11 protein-coding genes are annotated in these 20,519 nt (G+C 52.4%); all 11 read right to left on the reverse strand.

All coding sequences use genetic code 11. The features are described from left to right. Window positions 1–33 precede the first annotated feature (33 nt). The 11 genes from GWC94_RS08970 to GWC94_RS09020 all read right to left on the reverse strand — a co-directional run bounded on the left by GWC94_RS08970 (window position 34) and on the right by GWC94_RS09020 (window position 19,956). Window positions 34–2,394 (reverse strand): TonB-dependent receptor, encoded by a 2,361-nt coding sequence (locus GWC94_RS08970; RefSeq protein WP_161834699.1) that lies wholly within the window; start codon window positions 2,392–2,394, stop codon window positions 34–36. Window positions 2,395–2,550: 156 nt separating this feature from the next. Beyond that, complete coding sequence (locus tag GWC94_RS08975; RefSeq protein ID WP_161834700.1) at window positions 2,551–5,319, reverse strand: glycoside hydrolase family 127 protein; 2,769 nt, start codon at window positions 5,317–5,319, stop codon at window positions 2,551–2,553. A 10-nt stretch (window positions 5,320–5,329) separates the two neighbouring features. Continuing rightward, complete coding sequence (locus tag GWC94_RS08980; protein ID WP_161834701.1) at window positions 5,330–6,994, reverse strand: M1 family metallopeptidase; 1,665 nt, start codon at window positions 6,992–6,994, stop codon at window positions 5,330–5,332. A gap of 126 nt (window positions 6,995–7,120) precedes the next feature. Beyond that, window positions 7,121–8,704, reverse strand: coding sequence for a RagB/SusD family nutrient uptake outer membrane protein (locus tag GWC94_RS08985; protein WP_161834702.1), 1,584 nt, complete (start codon window positions 8,702–8,704; stop codon window positions 7,121–7,123). Window positions 8,705–8,727: 23 nt separating this feature from the next. Beyond that, window positions 8,728–11,697 (reverse strand): SusC/RagA family TonB-linked outer membrane protein, encoded by a 2,970-nt coding sequence (locus tag GWC94_RS08990; protein WP_161834703.1) that lies wholly within the window; start codon window positions 11,695–11,697, stop codon window positions 8,728–8,730. A 217-nt stretch (window positions 11,698–11,914) separates the two neighbouring features. Continuing rightward, window positions 11,915–13,132: a multiheme c-type cytochrome gene (locus GWC94_RS08995; RefSeq protein ID WP_161834704.1), complete on the reverse strand. Its 1,218-nt coding sequence runs from the start codon at window positions 13,130–13,132 to the stop codon at window positions 11,915–11,917. A gap of 222 nt (window positions 13,133–13,354) precedes the next feature. Further along, the gene (locus GWC94_RS09000) at window positions 13,355–15,142 is read right to left on the reverse strand and encodes a DUF885 family protein (protein ID WP_235918495.1); all 1,788 of its coding nucleotides are present in this window, start codon (window positions 15,140–15,142) and stop codon (window positions 13,355–13,357) included. A gap of 21 nt (window positions 15,143–15,163) precedes the next feature. Beyond that, entirely contained in the window at window positions 15,164–16,405 is a 1,242-nt protein-coding gene (locus tag GWC94_RS09005) for an NAD(P)/FAD-dependent oxidoreductase (protein WP_161834705.1), read from the reverse strand. Window positions 16,406–16,416: 11 nt separating this feature from the next. Further along, window positions 16,417–17,418: a 4-hydroxyproline epimerase gene (locus tag GWC94_RS09010; RefSeq protein WP_161834706.1), complete on the reverse strand. Its 1,002-nt coding sequence runs from the start codon at window positions 17,416–17,418 to the stop codon at window positions 16,417–16,419. Window positions 17,419–17,426: 8 nt separating this feature from the next. Further along, window positions 17,427–19,028, reverse strand: a complete 1,602-nt coding sequence (locus GWC94_RS09015) for an aldehyde dehydrogenase (NADP(+)) (RefSeq protein WP_161834707.1) — start codon at window positions 19,026–19,028, stop codon at window positions 17,427–17,429. Next, a complete protein-coding gene (locus tag GWC94_RS09020; protein WP_161834708.1) occupies window positions 19,012–19,956 on the reverse strand; it encodes a dihydrodipicolinate synthase family protein in 945 nt (314 codons plus the stop codon). The genes GWC94_RS09015 and GWC94_RS09020 overlap by 17 nt, the downstream gene beginning before the upstream one ends. Between the last annotated feature and the right edge of the window lie 563 nt (window positions 19,957–20,519).

Consider the following 20,519-nt stretch of genomic DNA (forward strand, 5'->3'; position numbering starts at 1 on the left):
CAGTTACCGGTACGCCGGTATCGCTTACCGTTCTCAAAACCGGTAACTCAGCGTAGCGATCAGCTGCGTGGGAGGTATGGGATTGATGCTGTAGTTTTCGTGCGTATTATAATTGAAGGTATTGGTGATGTTCGACAACTTGGCCAGAACAGCCAGCCGCTGCCAGGTATATCCTGCGCTGAGATCAACGGTTGCAAATCCTTCCACACGGAACATCCGGTTGTAGTTCTGCGCCTGTCCCTTGGTATTGTTGAAGCCGGCATAGCGGGGCCCGGTATAAAAGAACGCGCCACCGAACTTCCAGCCGCGCAGGCTGTAGAACACGCTTGCATTGGCGGTGCTGCCAACAGAATTCTGTAACCGCTCTCCTTCCACAAAATTGCCTTTTACATCGGGGGTCTTGGTGTACCGGATATAGTTGTAGCTGTATCCTGCAAGCAGCGAAAGACCTTTTACCGGCTGGCTGCTGAGGTCTATCTCCAGTCCGTCGCTTTGTGTTTTTCCGGTAAGCGCTTTCAGGCTGGTATTGCTGTTGGGAGTTACACCATCCGCTGCAAACTGCGCTGTTTGCGCCAGGTTGTTGTTGATGATCCGGTATACGGTTATATTGGCCGTTAGTTTATCCTGGATCAGGTCGTTCTTGATGCCCAGCTCGTACTGGTCAACAATTGAAGGCTTCAGCGCATTGCCGTAAACATCCGTGCCGCTGTTCACCACAAATGAATTGGCATAGGAAGCAAACAGACTGGTGTTTTTTGTTGGCTGATACACCAGGCCCGCCCTGGGAGAAAATGCCCTGTCGGTTTTTACCGCGCCCAGGGTGGTCAGACCGGTGTTCAGGTCGGTGGTTGCGGCCGCTTTGGCTTCCTGTATCGACCAACGGAGTCCCACCAGCAGTTTCAACTGAGCTGTCAGACTGATCAGGTCCTGCACATAGGCGCCGAAACGGAAGGTCGGTGTTTTCACCACGCGGATTTCTTTCACCACCGGTATATCGGTCCTGGCCCTGTATTTATTCGGGTTAAGTATATTGATCGTATCGTAAATGGCCGGCTGGTTGTAGGTATACGCCGTTGCATGGTACTGATCCGCATCCATGCCCAGCAGCAGTACATGCTGCAGAGAGCCCGTAGCAAATTTGCCCGTAAGGTTTACCTGTGCCGTATAATAGTCTTCGAGGTTACGGGTTCTTCCGAGCGGACGGTACCAGTCTCCGCTGGCCAATGCCTGTATGCGTTCGGTGGAGAAATAATCGCGGTTATAACGCTGGTAAGATACAGATCCGTTCAGCATCCATGCCGTATTGAGCGTGTGCCTGATGGTGGCCGTGGCGCTGGTCTGCCTGGTATGTGCATACTGCCATGGCGTACCGAAGAAAGCCGAACGTGGCACATCGGGGATACGGGTATTATCGATAGAGCCAATACCGAAATCGGGCGTGAATGAATGATCCAGGTAATCGCCCTGCAGCAGCAGTTCGGTTTTACTGCCGAGTTTGAATAGAAACGAAGGATTTACATAATACCGCTTGCTGTGCACGTAATCGCGGTAGCTGTCTGCTGTTTCAAAACTGCCGTTGAGACGAAAAGCCAGCGACTGGCTGAGCGGACCATATACATCGAACGAGGGTTTGAACAAACCGAAACTGCCTGCACGTATGCCCACCGAACCGCCATGAACGAACCGGGGTTGTTTGGTTACCATGTTTACGACGCCGCCCGGCGCCACATTGCCGAACAATATGGCCGCGCTTCCTTTCAGCACTTCCACCCTTTCGAGCGAGCCTGTTTCGGGCATAGCGCCGGAGTTGATCCGGATGCCGTCCTTGAACAGGTTATTGGAGGTGATGCCATAGCCACGGGCGGAAAAATTTTCCTGCGTGGAGCCGCGGGTGGTGGCCAGGTATACGCCGTTCGCATTGCGTAACACATCGCTCAAACGCTGCGCCTGTTGGTTATCGATCAGCTCCTGGTTAATAATCGTCACGGCCTGGGGCAGGTCTTTGGGTGCAATACCCGATTTACCTATCGTAACCGCTTTGTCGTTAGCGGTTCTTTTCGCCTGCACGATCACCTCTTCCAGCTGCCGGGCGGTTTCTTTCAGCGAAAGGTTCAGCTCCGTTGCCTGGTCTGCCAAAATACGAACGGTACTGGTAACGGTCTGCAGTCCCTCGTGCGACACTTCGATCGTATAGTTACCGGGTTTTAATCCCCGGATAACAAAACTGCCGTTATCAAAACTCAGTGCGGATTTCCTGGTTTCTTTAACCAGTATCGTAACGCCTTCCGCTTCCCGGCCATCGGTTGTACTTATTTTTCCTTTCAGTATACCCGTCTGCGCTTTGAGGGAAACCGATCCCAGCAACAGAAGTACCATCCATACATATCTTTTCATAAGGGTTAATTTGCGCGCAAAGTTGGGTGCGCGCCCCGATGATGCCTCCCCGTATCGGGAAAAACGGTTTACGCAATCAGGAAACTGATGCATGAGCGTCTGTCAAAAAAAACGCCCGGAACTGATCCGGGCGTTTGTATACTGGTATTGATTGTCTTATTTTTCCTTGATCCAGATAAGCGACGATACCGGCCTGTTGGCAATGCGCTGCGGCGGCTCGTTTGTCTGGCTGGGGATGGTGGTGGTTGTCACGGCCGGTTCCCTGCCATCCACGCGGTTGGTGCGTGCGTAGTTGGGGATGGCGATCAAAGGAGACCCGTCGGACCACTCGCCTTTGATCACGGCCATACCACGAAGGAAATTGTCGCGCCATTCGAGGGTCAGCGGTTTATCGGAAATCGTCTTGTTGATGTCCTGTCCGTCTGCGGTTTCCACGTTATACACCAGCGGACCATAACGAAGCGCTATCCTTCCGCGATCGGCTTCGATGCGGTCATCGGCTTTAAAACGCTGCACTTCCATCGGCATTTCAAGTTCTATCTTATCGCCTTTTTTCCAGCTGCGGGTAATGGCCACATAGCCCTTGTCTGCCTGCACGGGCATGTTTTTACCGTTCACTTTGATCCATTTCAATCCTTTTACTTCCCTGTCGGGTGTATACAGTTCACTGGTGGTGCGGTTTGGTACGCGAACAAATACGGTAAATGATTTTTCCTGTTTGGGGTTAACGGTAATGGCCACATTGCCATTCCAGGGATAGTCTGTTTTCTGTACCATCTCCACATCCGTGCCTGCCACACGCTCTACATTGATGGTGCTGCCGATATACAGGTTCACATAAATGGCTTTATCGCCCGTAACATAGGTCCAGGTAGGTATCATCAGCAGGGTTCTGGGGATATTGCCCACGCAGCAGGGACAAACATGCCAGGGATCGCGCGGCTGGGCTTCGGCCAGCCGGTTGGTGTAATAAAAACTCCTGCCGTCGAGATCCAGGGAGCCGAGCAATGCGTTGTACATGGTTTCTTCGTAGAGATCGGCATAACGTGCATCGTGGTAGGCAAGGTTCATTTTGTACTGGAAGAAGATCAGTCCCGCGCTGGAACAGGATTCGCAATAAGCGTTGTTGCGCAGCGAATAGTTACCGCCGAAACCCTCCGATGTTTCACCGCTGCCGATTCCGCCGGTGAAATAGTATTTGCGGTTGATCAAATTATTCCAAAGCGACATTACCGCGCTCTGGTAGTCTACATCGCCTGTCTCGGCCGCCACATCCGCCATGGCGGAATAGTTGTAGGTGGCGCGCACGGCATGCCCCACCGCTTCGTACTGCTGCTGCACCGGTACATGGCTCTGGTCGTATTCTGTACCGTTACGACGGCTGTCGAGCAGGAACTTGGCCAGTTTCACATAGCTGTCGCCCCGGCCATTGCCTTCCATATCGTTTACAAAGCGGCCGAAGCGTACAAGGGCCTGTTCCATTTCCTGGTGGCCGTCGTACCATTCTTTCTGTCCCGCTCCCGTTCCTATGTTTTTCACCCAGCAGTCTGCCAGTTTTTTTGCGGCATCGTACAGGCGTTTGTCTTTACCATTGGTGAGTGTATAGTGGTTGATCGCCGACTCGATAAAATAACCCGCCACATACCCTTCGTGGTCGCCGCGGTTGCGGGGTGACCAGCGTTCCTTCCACCTGGCGGTATCGCGTAAGGTATAGGCAGTATGCAGGTACCCGTCGGATTCCTGTGCGGCAAGGATGATGGGTATCCATCTTTCCAGCGCCTGCTTCATTTTAGCCTGTGCGGCAATGATCTCTTTATCGCCCTGCGGATCCACCATCAAGGCAATGCAAATGGACTCAACCGTCTGGTGCACCCAGGCATTCGAGAATACATAGCCCTTGTGTTTTTCATGCGGTTGGCCTTTCAGCGCCTTGGCCGCTTCGATGAAATTATCCAGACCGCCCTGTCCCACGGTAAGATCGGTTCTCTCGTTCTGGTCTATGCAATACGGTATCCAGTTCACGATCATCGCCTTGGCGCGATCGTTCCAGAGTTTGTTGTCGATCCTGTACTTTTTAGTGTACACCACATCCAGCCGTTTGGGCGGCGGCGGGTTATGCACTTTTACATGAATGGTTGAGGTTTGTGTAAGGCTGCCTTCGTTGGCCGCCAGCGACAATACATAATCGCCCAGTGCCGAAAAATTTGCCGATCCCTTCATAGCTGAAGCATCGCTGAAACTGACCGTACCCGGACCGGATACTTTTTTCCATGCAATGGCCGACACGGGCGATACCGAACGCACAGAGGCATCCAGGTAGGTTTTGCCGTTGATGAGCACATCCCTGTCGAGCCCCGCATTGACCAGCGGTTTTGGATTGGGAGACCCCGGCGCTTTTACCACCACCCATTCGAGCAAAGTGGCAAGACCTCGGTCTGCAGAATCCAGTTCCAGTTTCATGCGCGTGGTGGTTACGGGATCGAATAAGGTTGTGTTGAGCTGGTTGTTTTCCCTGCCAAGTCCTTTTACATTGGTCACCGGAACAAATGCCCTTCCGTTCCAGTAGCTGAGCCGGTAATTTTCGGGGAGACGCAGGTTGCTGTTATAGTTCCACCAGTACAAACCGATTTCGCCGGTGGTTACCGGTTCATTCCATTCGTATTGAACGGCCAGGTTGGTACGCGGGGGTCTGTTAAACCCTGCACCGTTGCCGCCTGCGGCACCTGGTCTTGAATTGCCGATGTTCACAGGGGTAAGGCCGTCGTTCAGGCCATTGACACCAAATCCGCCGCGGCCTTCCACGGTTGCTTTGGCCACTACGGCAAGATTGGGTTTATCGGTAACGGTCTGCGCCTGCACCGGTTTTGTAAGCGGTATCCCAAGGGCCAGGCAAAGCAGGGCGGGAAGCAATCGGTAAATTTTCATCGGTTACAATTTATTTGGTTTCGATAGGTTCGATATAATACATGCTTTTGATACCGGCACCGGTGATCAGCGTCTGCTGTTCGGTGCTGATGGCCGTGGTCTGCCATTCGTCCGTTACCGGCAGTTTCACAAGCGTGGTTCCTTTCTGTAATACGATCGGCAGGTTAAATCCTTTTATGCAGTTGGTGTACCGGTACGTTACCTGCCCGTTCGCCAGCCGGAATTCCAGTACGGGAATTTTTGTGTTGCGCAGGTACTGGTCAAACACCTTACCATAATCAAAGCCGGATTTGGCCGAAATATATCTTTCAATGTCCGAAGAATTCACGGTCTTATGATAGAAATCCCTGCTAAGACCGCGCAAAATTCCGCGGAACAGTTCATCGTTGTTCATGCTGTGGCGGATGGCGTGCAACATGTTCCCGCACTTGGGATACATATCTCCGCTGCCCTGCGCGTTCACGCCGTACACGGGAATAACCGTACGGTCGTTCCTGATACCGCGTCTGATACCCGCGTTGTATTCGTTGCCGGCCTGTACGCCGTACATATAATCGACAAACAGTGTTTCGCTGTAATTGGTAAAGCCTTCGTGCACCCACATATCGGCCAGGTCGTTGCTGGTAATATTGTTGCCGAACCATTCGTGGCCGCTTTCGTGTACCACGATAAAATCCCATTTCAGTCCCCAGCCCGTACCCGATCCGTCGCGTTTGCGGTAACCCGGCTGGTACCAGTTACCATAGGCAACTGCACTCTGGTGTTCCATGCCCGTGTGGGGCACATCAATCAGTTTATAACCGTCTTCGTAAAAAGGATAGGGACCAAACCAATGCTCAAAACTTCTGAGCATATTATGCGTTTCCAGCGGCAGGTAATTTTTTGCCTTCGCTTCGTTGTAATCCAGTACCCAGTAACTGAGCGGCAGTTTCCCTTTTTCACCATTGTAGGTTTCTGTAAAGTGTACATACTTGCCGATATAGGGAATGATGTTGTAATTGTTGATGGGATTGACCACCTCCCAGCGATAGCTGGCGGTACCGTCTCCGTGTTTTGTTGTTTGTACAAGTTTGCCGTTGCCTACGGCCATCAGTGTATCGGGGACACGCATGGTCAGCGAAGCACCTTTGTCGGGCTCATCGCTCTGGTGGTCCTTGCAGGGATACCAGATGGAAGCGCCCAGTCCCTGACAGGTAACCGTCATCCAGGGACGGTTCAGGGAGTCTTTTGTAAATGTCCAGCCGCCATCCCAGGGCGCACGGATGGCTTCATGCGGCTTGCCGCTGAAATGAATACGGACCGACTGGCTGGTACCCACCGTCTGCGCAGGGGTTTGTATATACCATACGGTTTCGTTTTTCCCGAATAACAAGGGGCGGTTGTTTTTGTCAAAGACGCTGTCGATCGTCAAGGGGTCTTTCAGATCGATCTGCATTTTACCCGTTGCGGCTTTCGCCAGTACACGGTAGCTGATGGTGTTTATGCCTCTGGTGGATTTGCCGGGATAATCGGGCTGCACAAAAAGATCGTATCGCTGCACATCCCACCAGCTGCGTTCGGGTGTAATGGAGCCGCGCAGGGTATCTGCCTGCGTGTAATTTTTTACCGGCTGCGCCGAGACAAAGGCAGCAGGCAGTGCCAGTAACAACGCCAGTGCGATGTTTCTCTGATGCATGCAATTTTTCATGATGAGCCGTTTTTCAGAATGGAGAGACCTGCAACAAGTGCTGCAGGCCTCTGCCATTGCTATTGCTTATACCAAAAACAAACGTTTGAATGCGAACCTGTTCAGATACCCGGATCAGTAGCCGGGGTTCTGTTTGAGGTTCGAGTTCGTCAACAGTGAATTATTGGGTATCGGGAAGATACTCCTGTAAGCAGGTGATGGTTTATGCGAGAACCAGCTTTTGCGGTTGAACACACCAAAACGGATGATATCCTGCCTGCGTTTTGCTTCTGCCGCAAATTCCCATCCCAGCTCATCAAGCATACGGCCGAACGGAATATCGGCGCCGCCTTCAAAAGTCGTCTGGGCGCCGGCGGCCCATTCGCCGTAATTGTAGCTGCTGCCCATCTGCAGCTGTGCAGCCGTAACCGTTGCTTTTGCAGGGTTTGCCGTAAAGCTGCGGGCACGCACCTGCGAAACGATGGTGGCTGCTTCGGTGGCAAGACCGGTGCGCAGCAAACATTCTGCTTTCATCATCAGTACGTCTGCATAACGCATCAGCGGGAAGTCTACGCTGGATCCGCCGCGCATACCGGGTTTGATCTCGTATTTACCGATACGGAAACCCTGGTTGCTGGTGCTGGAGGCGATACTGGTTACGGTTTTCACATAATTGATCACCAGTGCACCGGTGGTTGCGTTATACTGCGGCCCCATGATCCAGGTATCTTTCAAACGCTGGTCGTCTGCATCATAGGTATCGATCCACTGCGGAACAGCACAGTTACCACCCCAGGGTTGTACCTGCATGGGGTATACCAGCTGCATCAGCGGGTCGAGTGTTTTCATATGAAGGTTGTTCTCTGTTGCCATGATCTCATCGTAGGGTACGGCAAAGACCATTTCGGGAGAGGCATCGTTGGTGGCCGTGAAATTGTCTTTATACCGGGCAGCCAGCGAATAGGAATTGGAGGCGATGACATCATTGCACTGCTGTATGCATTCCGCCCATTTGGCCGTACCGGTGTACACCTGCGCATTGAGGTATACACGCGCCAGGAACGCTTTCGCGGCCCAGCGGTTCATACGGCCATACGTGCGTTTGGACACTTCGGTGGTGAGGTTAGGCATCGCTTCGGTGAATTCCTTCACCACGAAATCGTATACCTGCTGGCGCGTGCTCTGCTTGGGCAGGCTGGTATCCTTGAAATCGGTTACGATAGGCACATTGGCATGGTTATCCAGCAGCAGGTAATAATAGTATGCCCTTGCCGCCCTCAGCTCGGCAATGATCGCGTCTTTTCCGTTCGATACGGGTATCTCTCCCGAATTGATCTGGAACAATACACGGTTGGCATTGTTGATACCGGTAAAGGATCGGTTGTATACGCCGTTGGGCTGTCCTTCGGTGGGCGTCCACACATGCTCGTGCATGCGGCGGTAGGTTCCGCCGTCCACCCAGCCGTTGGGTCTTGCCGGTGTTACGATCTGGTCGGCCGATTCTTCCTCTACGTCGAACAATGCCTGCCAGCTGGCCGTTTGCGCGCGCAGCACGGTATAAACAGGCGCAATCAGTGCGGGCACATCCTGCGGGGTGGCCTGGAAATTCTGCGCCAGCAACTCGGAATATACCTTTTCATCCAGTTTGGTACATCCGCTCATGATAACGGAACCCGCCAGCGCGGCTGTAAGGATCCATTTGTTTTTATATGCTTTCATAACAATCTGCTTAGTGTTTTTGGTTAAAGTGTGATCAGCGCTCCCAGCGTGAATGTACGTGTGGTCGGATATTTGTCACGCTCATCGTTACCGGGTGCCAGACCGCCCCTGTTCACTTCCGGATCGATGCCCTTGTAGCCCGTGATCGTAAACATATTCAGACCGGATGCATACAAACGCAGCGATTTCACGTATTTGGTGCTTTTCAGATTGACATTATAACCAAGCGTGATATTGTCCACCTTCCAGTAATCACCGTTCTCGATATAGTAGCTTACATAAGCCTGGGAATTGGTCAGCCTTGTTTTACCGTATACCTTATCAAAGGCAGACAGCAGCACATTGTAGTTGCCCAGTATCTGCGGCTGTGAATTTTCGTAGAACATCCGCTGGAAGTTCAGGATCTGGAAACCGAATGCCCCGCGCATCAGCACGTTCAGGTCCCAGTTCTTATAACGAACGGTGTTGTTCCATCCTGCATAGTACTTGGGCAGACCGTTGCCGAGGATTTTCTTATCGTCCTGTTTGGCCTGGCTGTAAGGTTTGGGTTTGCCATCGGCGCCTTCGATGATCCACAGACCGTTGGCATCGATGTCTACAGATTTGTAGCCATGGAAATTACCGATCGGTCCGCCGATATCCACCCTGTGCGTATAGTCCTGCACAGGCTCACCGGTACCACCCGCCGTAAAGAAGTTGGATGTGGTACGGAACTGCGAGTTGGACAGACTCACCAGCTTATTGGAGTTGGTGGAGAAGTTCACACTGGTTTCCCAGAGGAAATCCTTTTTCTGAACAGCGTTATAGTTTACCAGCACTTCCACGCCCTTGTTTTCCATCACACCCACATTGGCGAGGATGCTGTTGAACAGGTAAGGCGGTACGGGTACGCTGTAGTTGTACAGCATATCGCGTGTGGTGCGGTTGTACACATCAACGGTGGCGCTCAGCCGGCCTTTCAGCACGGAGATATCAACACCAAAGTTGAACTCTTCCTTACGCTCCCAGCGCAGATCGGGGTTAGGGTTCCTTACGGGAGAGAGCGACTGGATCCATACGCCGTTATCGAGGAAACGGGTGCCGTAGTTAAGACTGGTCAGTGAGAGATAAGAAGCGCTTGGCGCAATACCTGTTACACCAAAACCCGCACGCAGTTTCAGATCGCTGATAAACGATACATTGCGCATGAACGGCTCGTTCTTTACGCGCCATGCACCGGATACCGCGGGGAACGTACCCCATTTGTTGTTGGCACCGAACTTGGAAGAACCTTCGCGACGGATACTTGCAGAGAGCATGTATTTGTCGTCGAAATTATAGTTCACCCTGCCGAAGAAACCGATCAGCTTCCAGGAACTGGCAAAGCTGGACATAGACGCTTCTCCGCGGCCCAGTGCGTTACCGCCTTCAAGCCTGTTATAAGAATAGGCATCTGTCGGGAAATCCCAGTTGGAAACACCAAAGTTTTCGTCTTTCGAATCCTGGTAGCTGTAACCTGCAAGCGCGGTTACCCTGTGCTTGCCAAAGCTCCTGGTATAATCGGCGGTAAACTCCAGCAGGTTATCAAGGCTGTAGCTGGTGCTCCTAGACGCATTGCCATTGCGGCCGTTCTTGGTGGTAGACACATGCTTCTTTGTTTCCGAAGAGCCCGACATAGACTGGTTCTTCACCGAAGCTGCCAGCAACTTAAGGTTAAGTCCGCGTACCGGGCTGGCGGTGATGCTGCCCGACAAACGTGTTTCCTGGTTCTCGTTGCGTGCAATGGTTTCCATGATATAGGCGAGCGGGTTATCATAGAAATAGATATTACGCTCTTTCCACCTGCCCATAAAATCGTAGATACTGTCTGTGGGGTTGCGGATAACCGACTGGCGGTATACATAGCTGTTGAATCCGCCGTCATCATTACGCTGGCGGTTGATAACATTCAGGTTTACTTTCACTTTGCCGTCGAACATGGAATGGTTCACATCGGCGCGCAGTGTTACCTGGCGGTTCACCGATTTCAGAAACATACCTTCCCAGTTACGGTAGTTAACCGTAGCGGTATAGTTGGTGTTCTTGTTACCACCCTGGAAACTCAGGTTATGGGTTTGGCTGAAAGGCGCATCGCGTGAGATGGTTTTGAACCAGTCGGTATTCAACCCATAATCAATAAACGGATATCCTTCTGCGGCAAATTTGCGGAACTCGGAGCCGTTCAGGAAACGGGGCCTCCGGGCAATGGTCTGCAGACTTACATAGGTATTGTATTCCACAACGGAACGCGTGGCCCCACCCCTGATCTGTTTGGTGGTGATCAGGATCACACCATTGGTACCGCGTGTACCGTAGATAGCGGCGGCAGAACCGTCTTTCAACACATCCACCGCTTCAATATCTTCGGGTGCAACGGAGTTAAGGTTACCCGGCACACCGTCGATCAGTACCAGCGGCGCCGTGGAGGAGTTTAAGGTAGTGATACCACGCAGTTGTATCTGCGTTCCTGCGGTGGGAGAACCCGAGGAAGTGGACACAGACAAACCGGCCACTTTGCCCTGTATCAGCTGTGCCGCATCCCTTACAAAACCTTTTACAAAATTTTCCTGCTTCACGCTGGATACAGCGCTGGTAAGGTCGCCTTTTTTCTGTGTACCATAACCAACCACAACCACCTCGTCGAGGCTGTTGATGTCTTTGTTCAATTTAACACTGAAAACATTCTGTCCTTTTACGGGCAGCGATACTTTCACATAGCCTACAAATGAAACTTCGATCACCGCGTCATCAGAAGGAACGGTGATACTGAACCGGCCGTCAACATCGGAACTGGTGGCAGTCGATGTATTCCTGACAGCGATGGTTGCGCCCTGTAAAGGCGAGCCCGTACCTGCATCGGTCACAACACCTGATACGCTTCGGGGAGGAGCGGAAAATCTTTTTCCGGGAGAAGCCTGAACCAGTCCCGACAGGAACATGGCCAGCATAAACAGAAAGGCAAATACCTTTTTCATAAGCAAGCTGTTTTAATAATGGTCAAATTGACACTTAAAATTATTTTCTCTGCCCGAGGGAATAAGCTAATATTTTAACTAATAGTGAACATATTTTAACCTTTTTATGAACGGCGGCAGGCAGGGAAGACGAAACAGGCAGTAACGGCGGGGAAAACCTGAGATTGGGGATACAGGACGGGGATTTGGGGGATTGGGAATCTACAGCAGGCAGCACTTATTTGCTGAACTGTCCGCTTTCCTTCATACCATATTTTCCAATCAGATGCGAACGAACGCGGTTGGCGATATTGCTGTGCTGGGCACCCTCCAGGCTGATGATACGCGAGGGCACGGAAGGCATATGACAGTCGATGCAGTTCTTCACAATAGTGGCGCCAGCCTTTGCTGCAAGGGTGCAGAAATGTTTGCTGCCGGGCTGGTGGCAATTCATGCATTTTACAGAATATACTTCCATATTGCTGCGCTCTGTCCGGTGCGGGTTATGACAGGTGCTGCACGACATGGTGGTTACCGATGCCCTGAAACATTTGCTGGCCATCAGCAGCTGGTACTGGTTACCATGAACATCGAGTTCCGATGCGGGAAATTTGCCGGTATCGGCGCGGTAAAAATCTTTCAGTGTATTGCCGGGACGGAAAAGAAAGGGAGAGCGCAGCGGCTCGTGCAAACCTGAATGACAGGTGGCGCAGGCTTCCATCTGCTGCACATTGGTGAGCGATTTGATGGCGGCAATGTATTTCGCCGTCTTTTCCGCCGGGTGATCCTGCTGGTACGCCACATGCGCCGCAGCGGGGCCATGACACCGTTCACAGTCGATACCGTAAATGAGCCTGGTTTTATCAAATGCATCGATACGGTAGCCTCTCTGTTCCATCACACCCGTTCGCTCAATATAAGAGGCATGGCATTCAAAACAACCCACCGGTATCGAACGGTCAAAACGCGCTTTGTCTTTGGGATAGTTCGGACTGTTTGCCCAGCATTGTCCCACCAGCGAATAACTGATGGGCAGCTGGTAAATAGTTGCATCGTACCAGTATAAAAAGGTCTGCGCTTTTCTTCCCGACCCGATGGCCATATCAAACGGGAAAGATGCTTTTGCCTTTCCGCTGTCATAGGCTGTCTGGTAATAACGGTTCTCTTTTTCTTCGATACGAACCTCCAGCGAAGAACGGTACACAAAACGGTTATCTCCTTTTGCCATGTACCGCCGCATGCTTTCGTGCGAAACAGGCCCCGAGCTGTGCATATGCGCATTGGCCTGGTAGGTTGTAAACACTTCTGCATGACAGCTCATGCAATTCGAAGATCCGGCATAGGCTTTTCCCCGCGGATCGTTGAATTCGGGCAATTGCTTTTGCACGCAGTACTGGAATAATACGGCGAGCAGGCAGAGCGCAGTCAGTAGCTGTATCCATTTTTTCCTGAACATACAAACGGGCATCAAGTTAGGGTAAAGTAGCGCTATATGCTACAACTGTTCGGCTGTTTTATTGGTACGATATGCAAAGGTGTTGAGTTTTTTTACCGCAGAGACGCGGGAGGAGCAGAGGCGCGCAGAGATGAGGGGGCTTGCCTTCTTTTTCTTCCGGACAGCTATGCTGCAGTGTTGTTAAATGAAAAGAGCACCCGTGTACAGATGCTCTTTCCGTTATTACTGTTTATCGTAAAAGCGCCAGCTTGTTTTAAAATCTTCTGTCAGCGGCTGGTTGGTCAGTATGGCCCTGATCATCTCAACCGGCATGGCGTTGAGACTCATTACCGCATCGTGGTATTGCTTATAGCTCATCTTGCCGCCGTCTACCAGTTCTTTTTTCAATGCGTAAAACTGTCTGCCGCCCGTCAGGTATGCCAGCTGGTACAGCGGAGGATAACTTCCCACAAAAGAACGGCGCACCTCTCCTTCCGCATTGGCGCGTTCATGCCCTACCCTGTCTACCAGGAAATCCACGCATTGCTGCGGTGTCCATTTCCCCATATGATAGTTCAGCGAAAAGATGATGCGTGCACAGCGGTGCATATGCCAGAACAGCATGCCGATACGGTCTTCGGGTGTTTTGGCAAAACCCAGGTCCCAGAGAATCAGCTCCCAGTACAGCGACCAGCCCTCTGTCCAGAACGGCGTGCCGAAATTGCGGTAAGTGCGGTTACGCTGGTTCACAAACTGCTGCAGGTTGTGTCCGGCGATCAGTTCGTGGTGTACGGTTGCCCTGGAAAAATGGGGATTGTTGCCACGCATGCTCATCATGCGGTCTTCAAAACCCATGGTGTTGGTGGGATAAGAGATCGTAATATCCGCACCGCCCGTAAAGAAGGGGTTCACCAGCTGCCGGTCGGGCGACATCATATTCATTCCCCATGTTTCCTCTGCCAGCGGCGGAACGGTGATCAGGTTATTTTTTTTCAGAAAATCGATCGACTCGGTATACAGTTTATAGATTGCTTCGGGTTGTTTACCCGCGGGCACATAAGTGTTCTTTACTTTTTCCAGCGCTGCTTTCCAGTTATCGCCAAAACCCATTTCGCGTGAGGCTTTCAGCATTTCGGCGTCGCACCAGGCAAATTCCTTATTGGCAATGTCGATCAGTTCTTCGGGTGTATACGGTATCATCTCGCGCTGCAGCTGTCTGATCAGGTTCTCCCTGCCTGCCTGCACACCGGTGATACCGCTCTTGTCGGTGGGTATCAAGGCAGTTGCCTTGCCCTTCCATGCGGCGGCATAGGCGGTAACTGCTTCGTCGAACGATTTATACGACGATGGCACCCACCAGCTGAACATCGGGTCGTACCCGTTGTAAAAATCGTAAACGCTCTGCGCTGTTTGCTTAATGTTGTTCAATACCTCTCCCGCAACTGCAACCGATTTTGCGTCGAAAGATTTTTCGTCTTTCAGTTTGGCCTGAAGCGATTTGATCTCGCCCGCCATGGCAGCCCATTCGCTGGCTACTTTTTCGGCATCGGGCTGAAAACCGCGGCGCCGTTTCTGTTCGAGTGCATATACTTTATCGCCAAAAGCGATCCATGGCCTGATCCTGCCCACTTCCTCCGCCTCCGACTGCAACTGCGTCATGCGCTCCTGCAGATCGCGTTTGAACAGGATATAATCGACTTTGCATTCCTGTGAAAGGTTCTTGAAATTCACAGCGGCCAGTTTCTTCCGGTATTCCGTCACCAGTTCCTGCAAACGCTTATTGCGCTCGGGAGAACCCGCCGCGGCATCTGCCCCGCCGCCGCCAAAACCAAAACCGCCGCGACCTGTTACAGCAGGCGAATAAAACCGGTTAAGTGTTCTGCTGTCGGTGCCGAACCCCTGGATAAGGGCGGGCATTTCCTGGCAGGGAACATAGGCGTCTTTGGATACCTGCGCCCTGGTGGTCTGCGGAACGGTCAGCAGCAGGCTGCAGCCAAACAGCAGGGAGATACAAGCGTGATGTCTTTTCATATAGCAGTTATAATTGGTTGATCAGTCAAACCGCGCCGGATCGAATGCGTGTACATCGATACTCGTTTTCCTGCGGGAAGCCAGCTCGGATAACAGCAGTCCTGTGGCGGGCCCCAGGCTCAAACCCATCATGGCATGACCTGCCCCGTACAGCAGGTTCTCGTATCTGGCGCCGTAGCCGATATAAGGAACCCCATCGGGAGAACAGGGTCGGAAACCATACCATATTTTGTCCTTTTCCGGCATCTGCACCGCCAGTCCGGGCAGGTAGGCGGGAACGGAATCCACAATGCCTTTGACCCGGTTCATATTCACCTGGCTGTTCACCGGTGCTATCTCCATGGTGCCGCCGAAGCGAACGCTGTTACCCATCGGCGTGATGGCCACCCTTGCTTCGCAGAGAATGGCGGGAATGTTCAGCTGCCGCGCGGGCTGCTGCATAAAAGAATATCCTTTACCCGGCATCAGCGGTAGCTGCAGTGCGGCAAGTTTCAGCAACTGCGGCATCCAGGATCCCGCGGCAAATACAAACACATCCCCTGCAATTCCTGCGCTGCCGGTTTGTATACCGGTGATGCGGTTGGCCCTGCTGTATACCTGGCGCACTTCCGAACCGGTCACAAACTGCACACCTTTCCATTTGAGCCATAGCTGCATCTGCTCCATCAGTTTATTGGGATAGAGATGGGCATCGCAGCGATAGTGCACCGCACCCAGCACATCCAGGTCCATATCCGGCTCGAGGGCCCGGGCTTCTGCTGCGGTAAGCGCCACCGCATCCAGTCCCATACTCCGGGCGGTCTCCGCCATATGGATCTCTTCTTCGGCAACTTTCTCCGTTTTGAAATACATCATGATCCCTTTTTTCTCGAGACCAAATTCAAAGCCGGGTTCTTTTGCCATATCCTCGTAGAGCTGTTTGCTCAACAGGTTGATGGCTTTCAGATGCGGCGCGGATGCGGCCACATTCTTTGCATTGGCAGAGCGCAGGAATTTCCATCCCCAGCCCACCAGCTGTGCATTCAGCGAAGGCTTTACATAAAACGGGCTGCTGGAGCTGAACATCCACCGCAGCCCCTGCGATACGATACCCGGTGCCGCCAGTGGCACAAAATGACTCGGTACGATCATACCCAGGTTGCCATAAGAACAATTGTCGCTGAGATCGGATCTGTCAACAACGGTTACTTCCCAGCCATCTCTGACCAGGTAATAAGCCGTGCTCAAACCAATAATACCTCCTCCTATAATTACTGCTTTCATCGTATGCTACATCAGATAACCTGGAAGCCGTGGGCGTAAGGGTCATCATCGTCTATGATAATGGTATTGTAGCCTGTTACCATGGCCCAGCCTTCTATACTGGGCACAATGGCCGGCTTACCGTTGATGGTTGTTTCTTCTTCTATGCGTCCGGTAAATTTGGAACCGATGATGCTCTCGTGCACAAATGCATCTCCTTTTTTCAGTTTGCCTTTTGCATACCATTGGGCCATACGCGCCGATGTGCCGGTACCGCAGGGAGAACGATCGATGGCTTTATCGCCATAGAATACCGCGTTTCTTGCGGTGGCTTCCGTATCGATGGTTTTACCCGCCCATAAGAGATGGCTCAGTCCTTTGATATTGGCATTGTCCGGATGCCCGAAAACATATTTTTCATTCAGTTCCGTGCGGCAATGCCGGCTCCAGGAGACCAGCTGGTCTGCGGTAAACGCTTCCAGCCCGGGAAAATTTTCCTGCGGATCCACGATGGCGTAAAAATTGCCGCCGAATGCCACATCCAGTGTAAGCCTGCCCAGATCCGGGCAGTTTACTTCGAGCCCTTCCGCATAGAGAAAAGAAGGCACGTTCGTGAGTTTAACGGAAGTCACTTTTTTACCTTTCTGCCGGTAGTCGATCAGCACCAGTCCTGCGGGCGTTTCAATCCGCAGGTGGCCGGGTGTGCGGGGCTGCACCAGCCCTTCTTCCACGGCGATGGTGATGGTGCCGATGGTACCATGCCCGCACATAGGCAGGCATCCGCTGGTTTCGATAAACAATACGCCGATATCGTTTGCCGGGTCGTGCGGTGGGTAAAGAATGCTGCCGCTCATCATATCATGCCCGCGGGGCTCAAACATCAGTCCCTTCCGGATCCAGTCGTATTCACGCAAAAAATGCAGGCGTTTTTCCATCATGGAATTGCCTTCGAGCAGGGGGCCCCCGCCCGCCACCAGGCGAACCGGGTTGCCGCAGGTATGCGCATCGATGCAAAAGAATTTTTTATGTGCCATGTCTGTTTTTACTGTTGGTTACTGCCGATCGGCTCCCTTGTATAATTGCCGTTTACCTTGCGTAAGATACCTGCTTCATTTGTATCCTGCAGGTACAGGGGTAACAGTTCCTGCGGACAATCCTGGTAACATACCGGGCGAACAAAACGCCGTATCGCTTCCGTACCCACAGAAGTACTGCGCGAATCGGTGGTTGCGGGGAAGGGTCCGCCATGCACCATGGCATGACATACTTCCACACCCGTGGGAACGGCGTTAAAAATAAGCCGGCCTACTTTCTGCTGCAATCGTTCCGCAACCGAACGGTATGCCGATAACTCGGTTGCTGTTCCGAACAGCGAACCGGTGAGCTGGCCATGCAGCGTATCCAGTGTTTGTTCCAGTTCAGCACGGTCTTCGCATACCACCGCCAGAGAGCAGGGACCGAACACTTCGTCCTGCAGCTGCGGCTGTTCCCTGAATGCTTTGGCGGGCACCTGCAGCAGGGCCGGGCTGGCTTTGTATTCTAAGGAGAGGTCTTCGCCCGCCGTGAGCAGGGTTACGCCCGCTGCGCCGGTGAGACGCGTGCGGTCGGTGTAATAACTTTTACAGATGGCGGTATTCAGCATAATGCCGGGTGCAGCGGTTTGCAATGCGGCGGCAAGTGCCTGAAGAAAGGAATCGGTTGCCGCATCGCGTATCACAAACAGCAAACCGGGATTTGTACAAAACTGCCCTACGCCCAGGGTAATGGAGGCGGCCAGTGAGCCGGCTGTTGCCTGCACGCGCGCTGCCAGTGTTCCGGGCAGCAGTACCACGGGGTTGATGCTGCTCATTTCAGCATATACCGGTATCGGTGTTTCGCGTTTCTGGGTGGCGGTGGCAAACAGGCTCATGCCTGCGCGGTATGAGCCGGTGAAACCGATGGCTTTGATGGCCGGATCGGCGGCCAGTGTTTGACCGAGCGTGGCCCCCCCGCCATTCAGCGAAGAGAATACGCCGTCGGGCATACCTGTCTGGCCGGCGGCTTTTTGTATGGCCCGCGCCATGAATTCGTTGGTGCCGGCATGCGAGCTATGCGCTTTCACGATCACCGGGCATCCGGCGGCCAGCGCAGAAGCCGTATCGCCGCCCGCAGTGGAAAATGCAAACGGAAAATTACTCGCGGCAAACACAGCCACCGGCCCCAGTGGCTGCAGCATGCGCCTGAGATCGCTTCGGGGCAAAGGCTTCCGTTCGGGCAGGGCGGTATCGATCACCGCATCGGTCCAGGAACCTTCGCGCAGCAAAGCGGCAAACAGTTTCAGCTGGTTCATGGTACGGTCGCGTTCGCCGGTAAGTCTGGCCAGCGGCAGACCCGTTTCCAGGTGCGCCCGCCGCAGCAGGCTGTCGCCTGTTTCGAGAATGCATTCCGCGATGGTTTCAAGAAATAATGCCCGCTGCACGAAAGTGGTATTACGAAAGATAGCAAAAGCCTTTACGGCCTTTGCTATCGCATGATCCACCTCCTGCTGTGTAGCAACATGAAAACGTTCGGGTAAATAATTTTTTTCAACGGTACTGAAGGATTGAAAAACATCGGTGCCTGCGGCACTGGTTTCCGCTCCGATCACATTATACCCATGCAGCATCTTCTTTCTTTTTGAGATTCAGGTAATCCGGCAGTGTTGGTCTTACCGCCAGTGCTTTTTTGATGATATTGGTCACAGCCTGCAGTTCCTCTCCTTCCACTGCCAGCCGCGGCGCACGTACATGGGCAGAGCCGATGCCCGTATGTGAAGCAGCGAGCTTGATGTACTGTACCAGTTTGGGATGGATATCCAGCTCGAGCACCGGAAGGAACCAGCGGTAGATCTTAAGCGCCTCTTCTATCCTGCCGGCTTTTACCAGGCGGTAGATGGCCACGGTTTCTTTGGGGAATGCGTCTACCAGACCGGCAACCCATCCGTCTGCACCCATGCAAAGACTTTCCATGGCAAGGGTATCCACACCGCAAAGTATTTTATAACGGTCACCGAAACGGTTGATCATGCGGGTTACATTCGATACATCCCTGGTGGATTCTTTCACCGCCCTGATGTTCTCGAAAGAACGGAGCTCCTCAAACATATCGAGCGTGACCATGATTTTATAGTCAACCGGGTTGTTATAGATCATAATCGGCAGCGATGTGGCACCGGCCACCGCTTTGAAATAGGCAAGTGTTTCACGGCTGTCGGCATAGTAACGCATCGGAGGCAGCAGCATCAAACCGTCCGCACCGTTTTTCTCCGAGTCCTGGGCCAACTGTACAGCAGCCCGGGTTGTCTGCTCTGCTATGTTCACGATCACGGGAAAATCTGCGGGCACCAGCTCTTTGGAAAAGAACAGCATGTCGCGTTTTTCTTCGTTGGAAAGAGAACTGGCTTCACCCAGCGATCCGCCTATGATAATACCATCGACACCGGCATCGAGCTGCGCCTGCAGATTGCGTTTGTAGCCGTCAAAATCCACCGATTCATCACTGTTAAAAGGGGTAAGCATTGCGGGATAAACACCCTTCCATGATACATTTGCCATACTGAGTTGTTTGTTTGCCTGCAAAACTACCAACGATTGCAGGGCGGGTATTTTCAAGTATTAATAAATAGTTTACATATTTTAACTTCTTCTCCGCCGCGGGCGGCAACCGGACAACCTGCTTCCACCATGCAAACACCCCCGGAAATTTACAGCCGTTTCCCGGGAAAACAGGTTTCTTCCAATAATTTCACCCTGTCATCCACCGGTTCGGAACGGCATTTTGCACACTGTTCTCGGCTAGCACACCGATCTGCCTCATAACGGCACAATAGTATGCCGCCATCGCCGAAACCATTGGTCCTATAATCCTCCGGGTTTTTCCCCGCAGGTATTTTTTAAAAATACAGACACAAATACCTTGTTGCCCTGTTCATACCGGAAAAATAAGCGTATTTTTGACACTAAATATAACCCGGGCTGTTTTCTGCCGACCAACAGAAATTAGCCATTTCTATCCGGATTTTAACCTTCTTCAAAAAATCGGGGGTAACGGTTCCGAAATGTGCAGCATATCCCCTATTTTAACTGCCTTTCCTGAAAACAGGCATATAAATAGAGAA

This window comes from Sediminibacterium soli, from assembly GCF_009939225.1.
GTDB lineage: Bacteria > Bacteroidota > Bacteroidia > Chitinophagales > Chitinophagaceae > Sediminibacterium > Sediminibacterium soli.

Excerpts from the sequence above, each read along its gene's own strand:
- GWC94_RS08970 (WP_161834699.1), bottom strand. The coding sequence starts at position 2,394 with ATGAAAAGATATGTATGGATGGTACTTCTGTTGCTGGGATCGGTTTCC.
- GWC94_RS08975 (WP_161834700.1), bottom strand. The coding sequence starts at position 5,319 with ATGAAAATTTACCGATTGCTTCCCGCCCTGCTTTGCCTGGCCCTTGGG.
- GWC94_RS08980 (WP_161834701.1), bottom strand. The coding sequence starts at position 6,994 with ATGCATCAGAGAAACATCGCACTGGCGTTGTTACTGGCACTGCCTGCT.
- GWC94_RS08985 (WP_161834702.1), bottom strand. The coding sequence starts at position 8,704 with ATGAAAGCATATAAAAACAAATGGATCCTTACAGCCGCGCTGGCGGGT.
- GWC94_RS08990 (WP_161834703.1), bottom strand. The coding sequence starts at position 11,697 with ATGAAAAAGGTATTTGCCTTTCTGTTTATGCTGGCCATGTTCCTGTCG.
- GWC94_RS08995 (WP_161834704.1), bottom strand. The coding sequence starts at position 13,132 with ATGTTCAGGAAAAAATGGATACAGCTACTGACTGCGCTCTGCCTGCTC.
- GWC94_RS09000 (WP_235918495.1), bottom strand. The coding sequence starts at position 15,142 with ATGAAAAGACATCACGCTTGTATCTCCCTGCTGTTTGGCTGCAGCCTG.
- GWC94_RS09005 (WP_161834705.1), bottom strand. The coding sequence starts at position 16,405 with ATGAAAGCAGTAATTATAGGAGGAGGTATTATTGGTTTGAGCACGGCT.
- GWC94_RS09010 (WP_161834706.1), bottom strand. The coding sequence starts at position 17,418 with ATGGCACATAAAAAATTCTTTTGCATCGATGCGCATACCTGCGGCAAC.
- GWC94_RS09015 (WP_161834707.1), bottom strand. The coding sequence starts at position 19,028 with ATGCTGCATGGGTATAATGTGATCGGAGCGGAAACCAGTGCCGCAGGC.
- GWC94_RS09020 (WP_161834708.1), bottom strand. The coding sequence starts at position 19,956 with ATGGCAAATGTATCATGGAAGGGTGTTTATCCCGCAATGCTTACCCCT.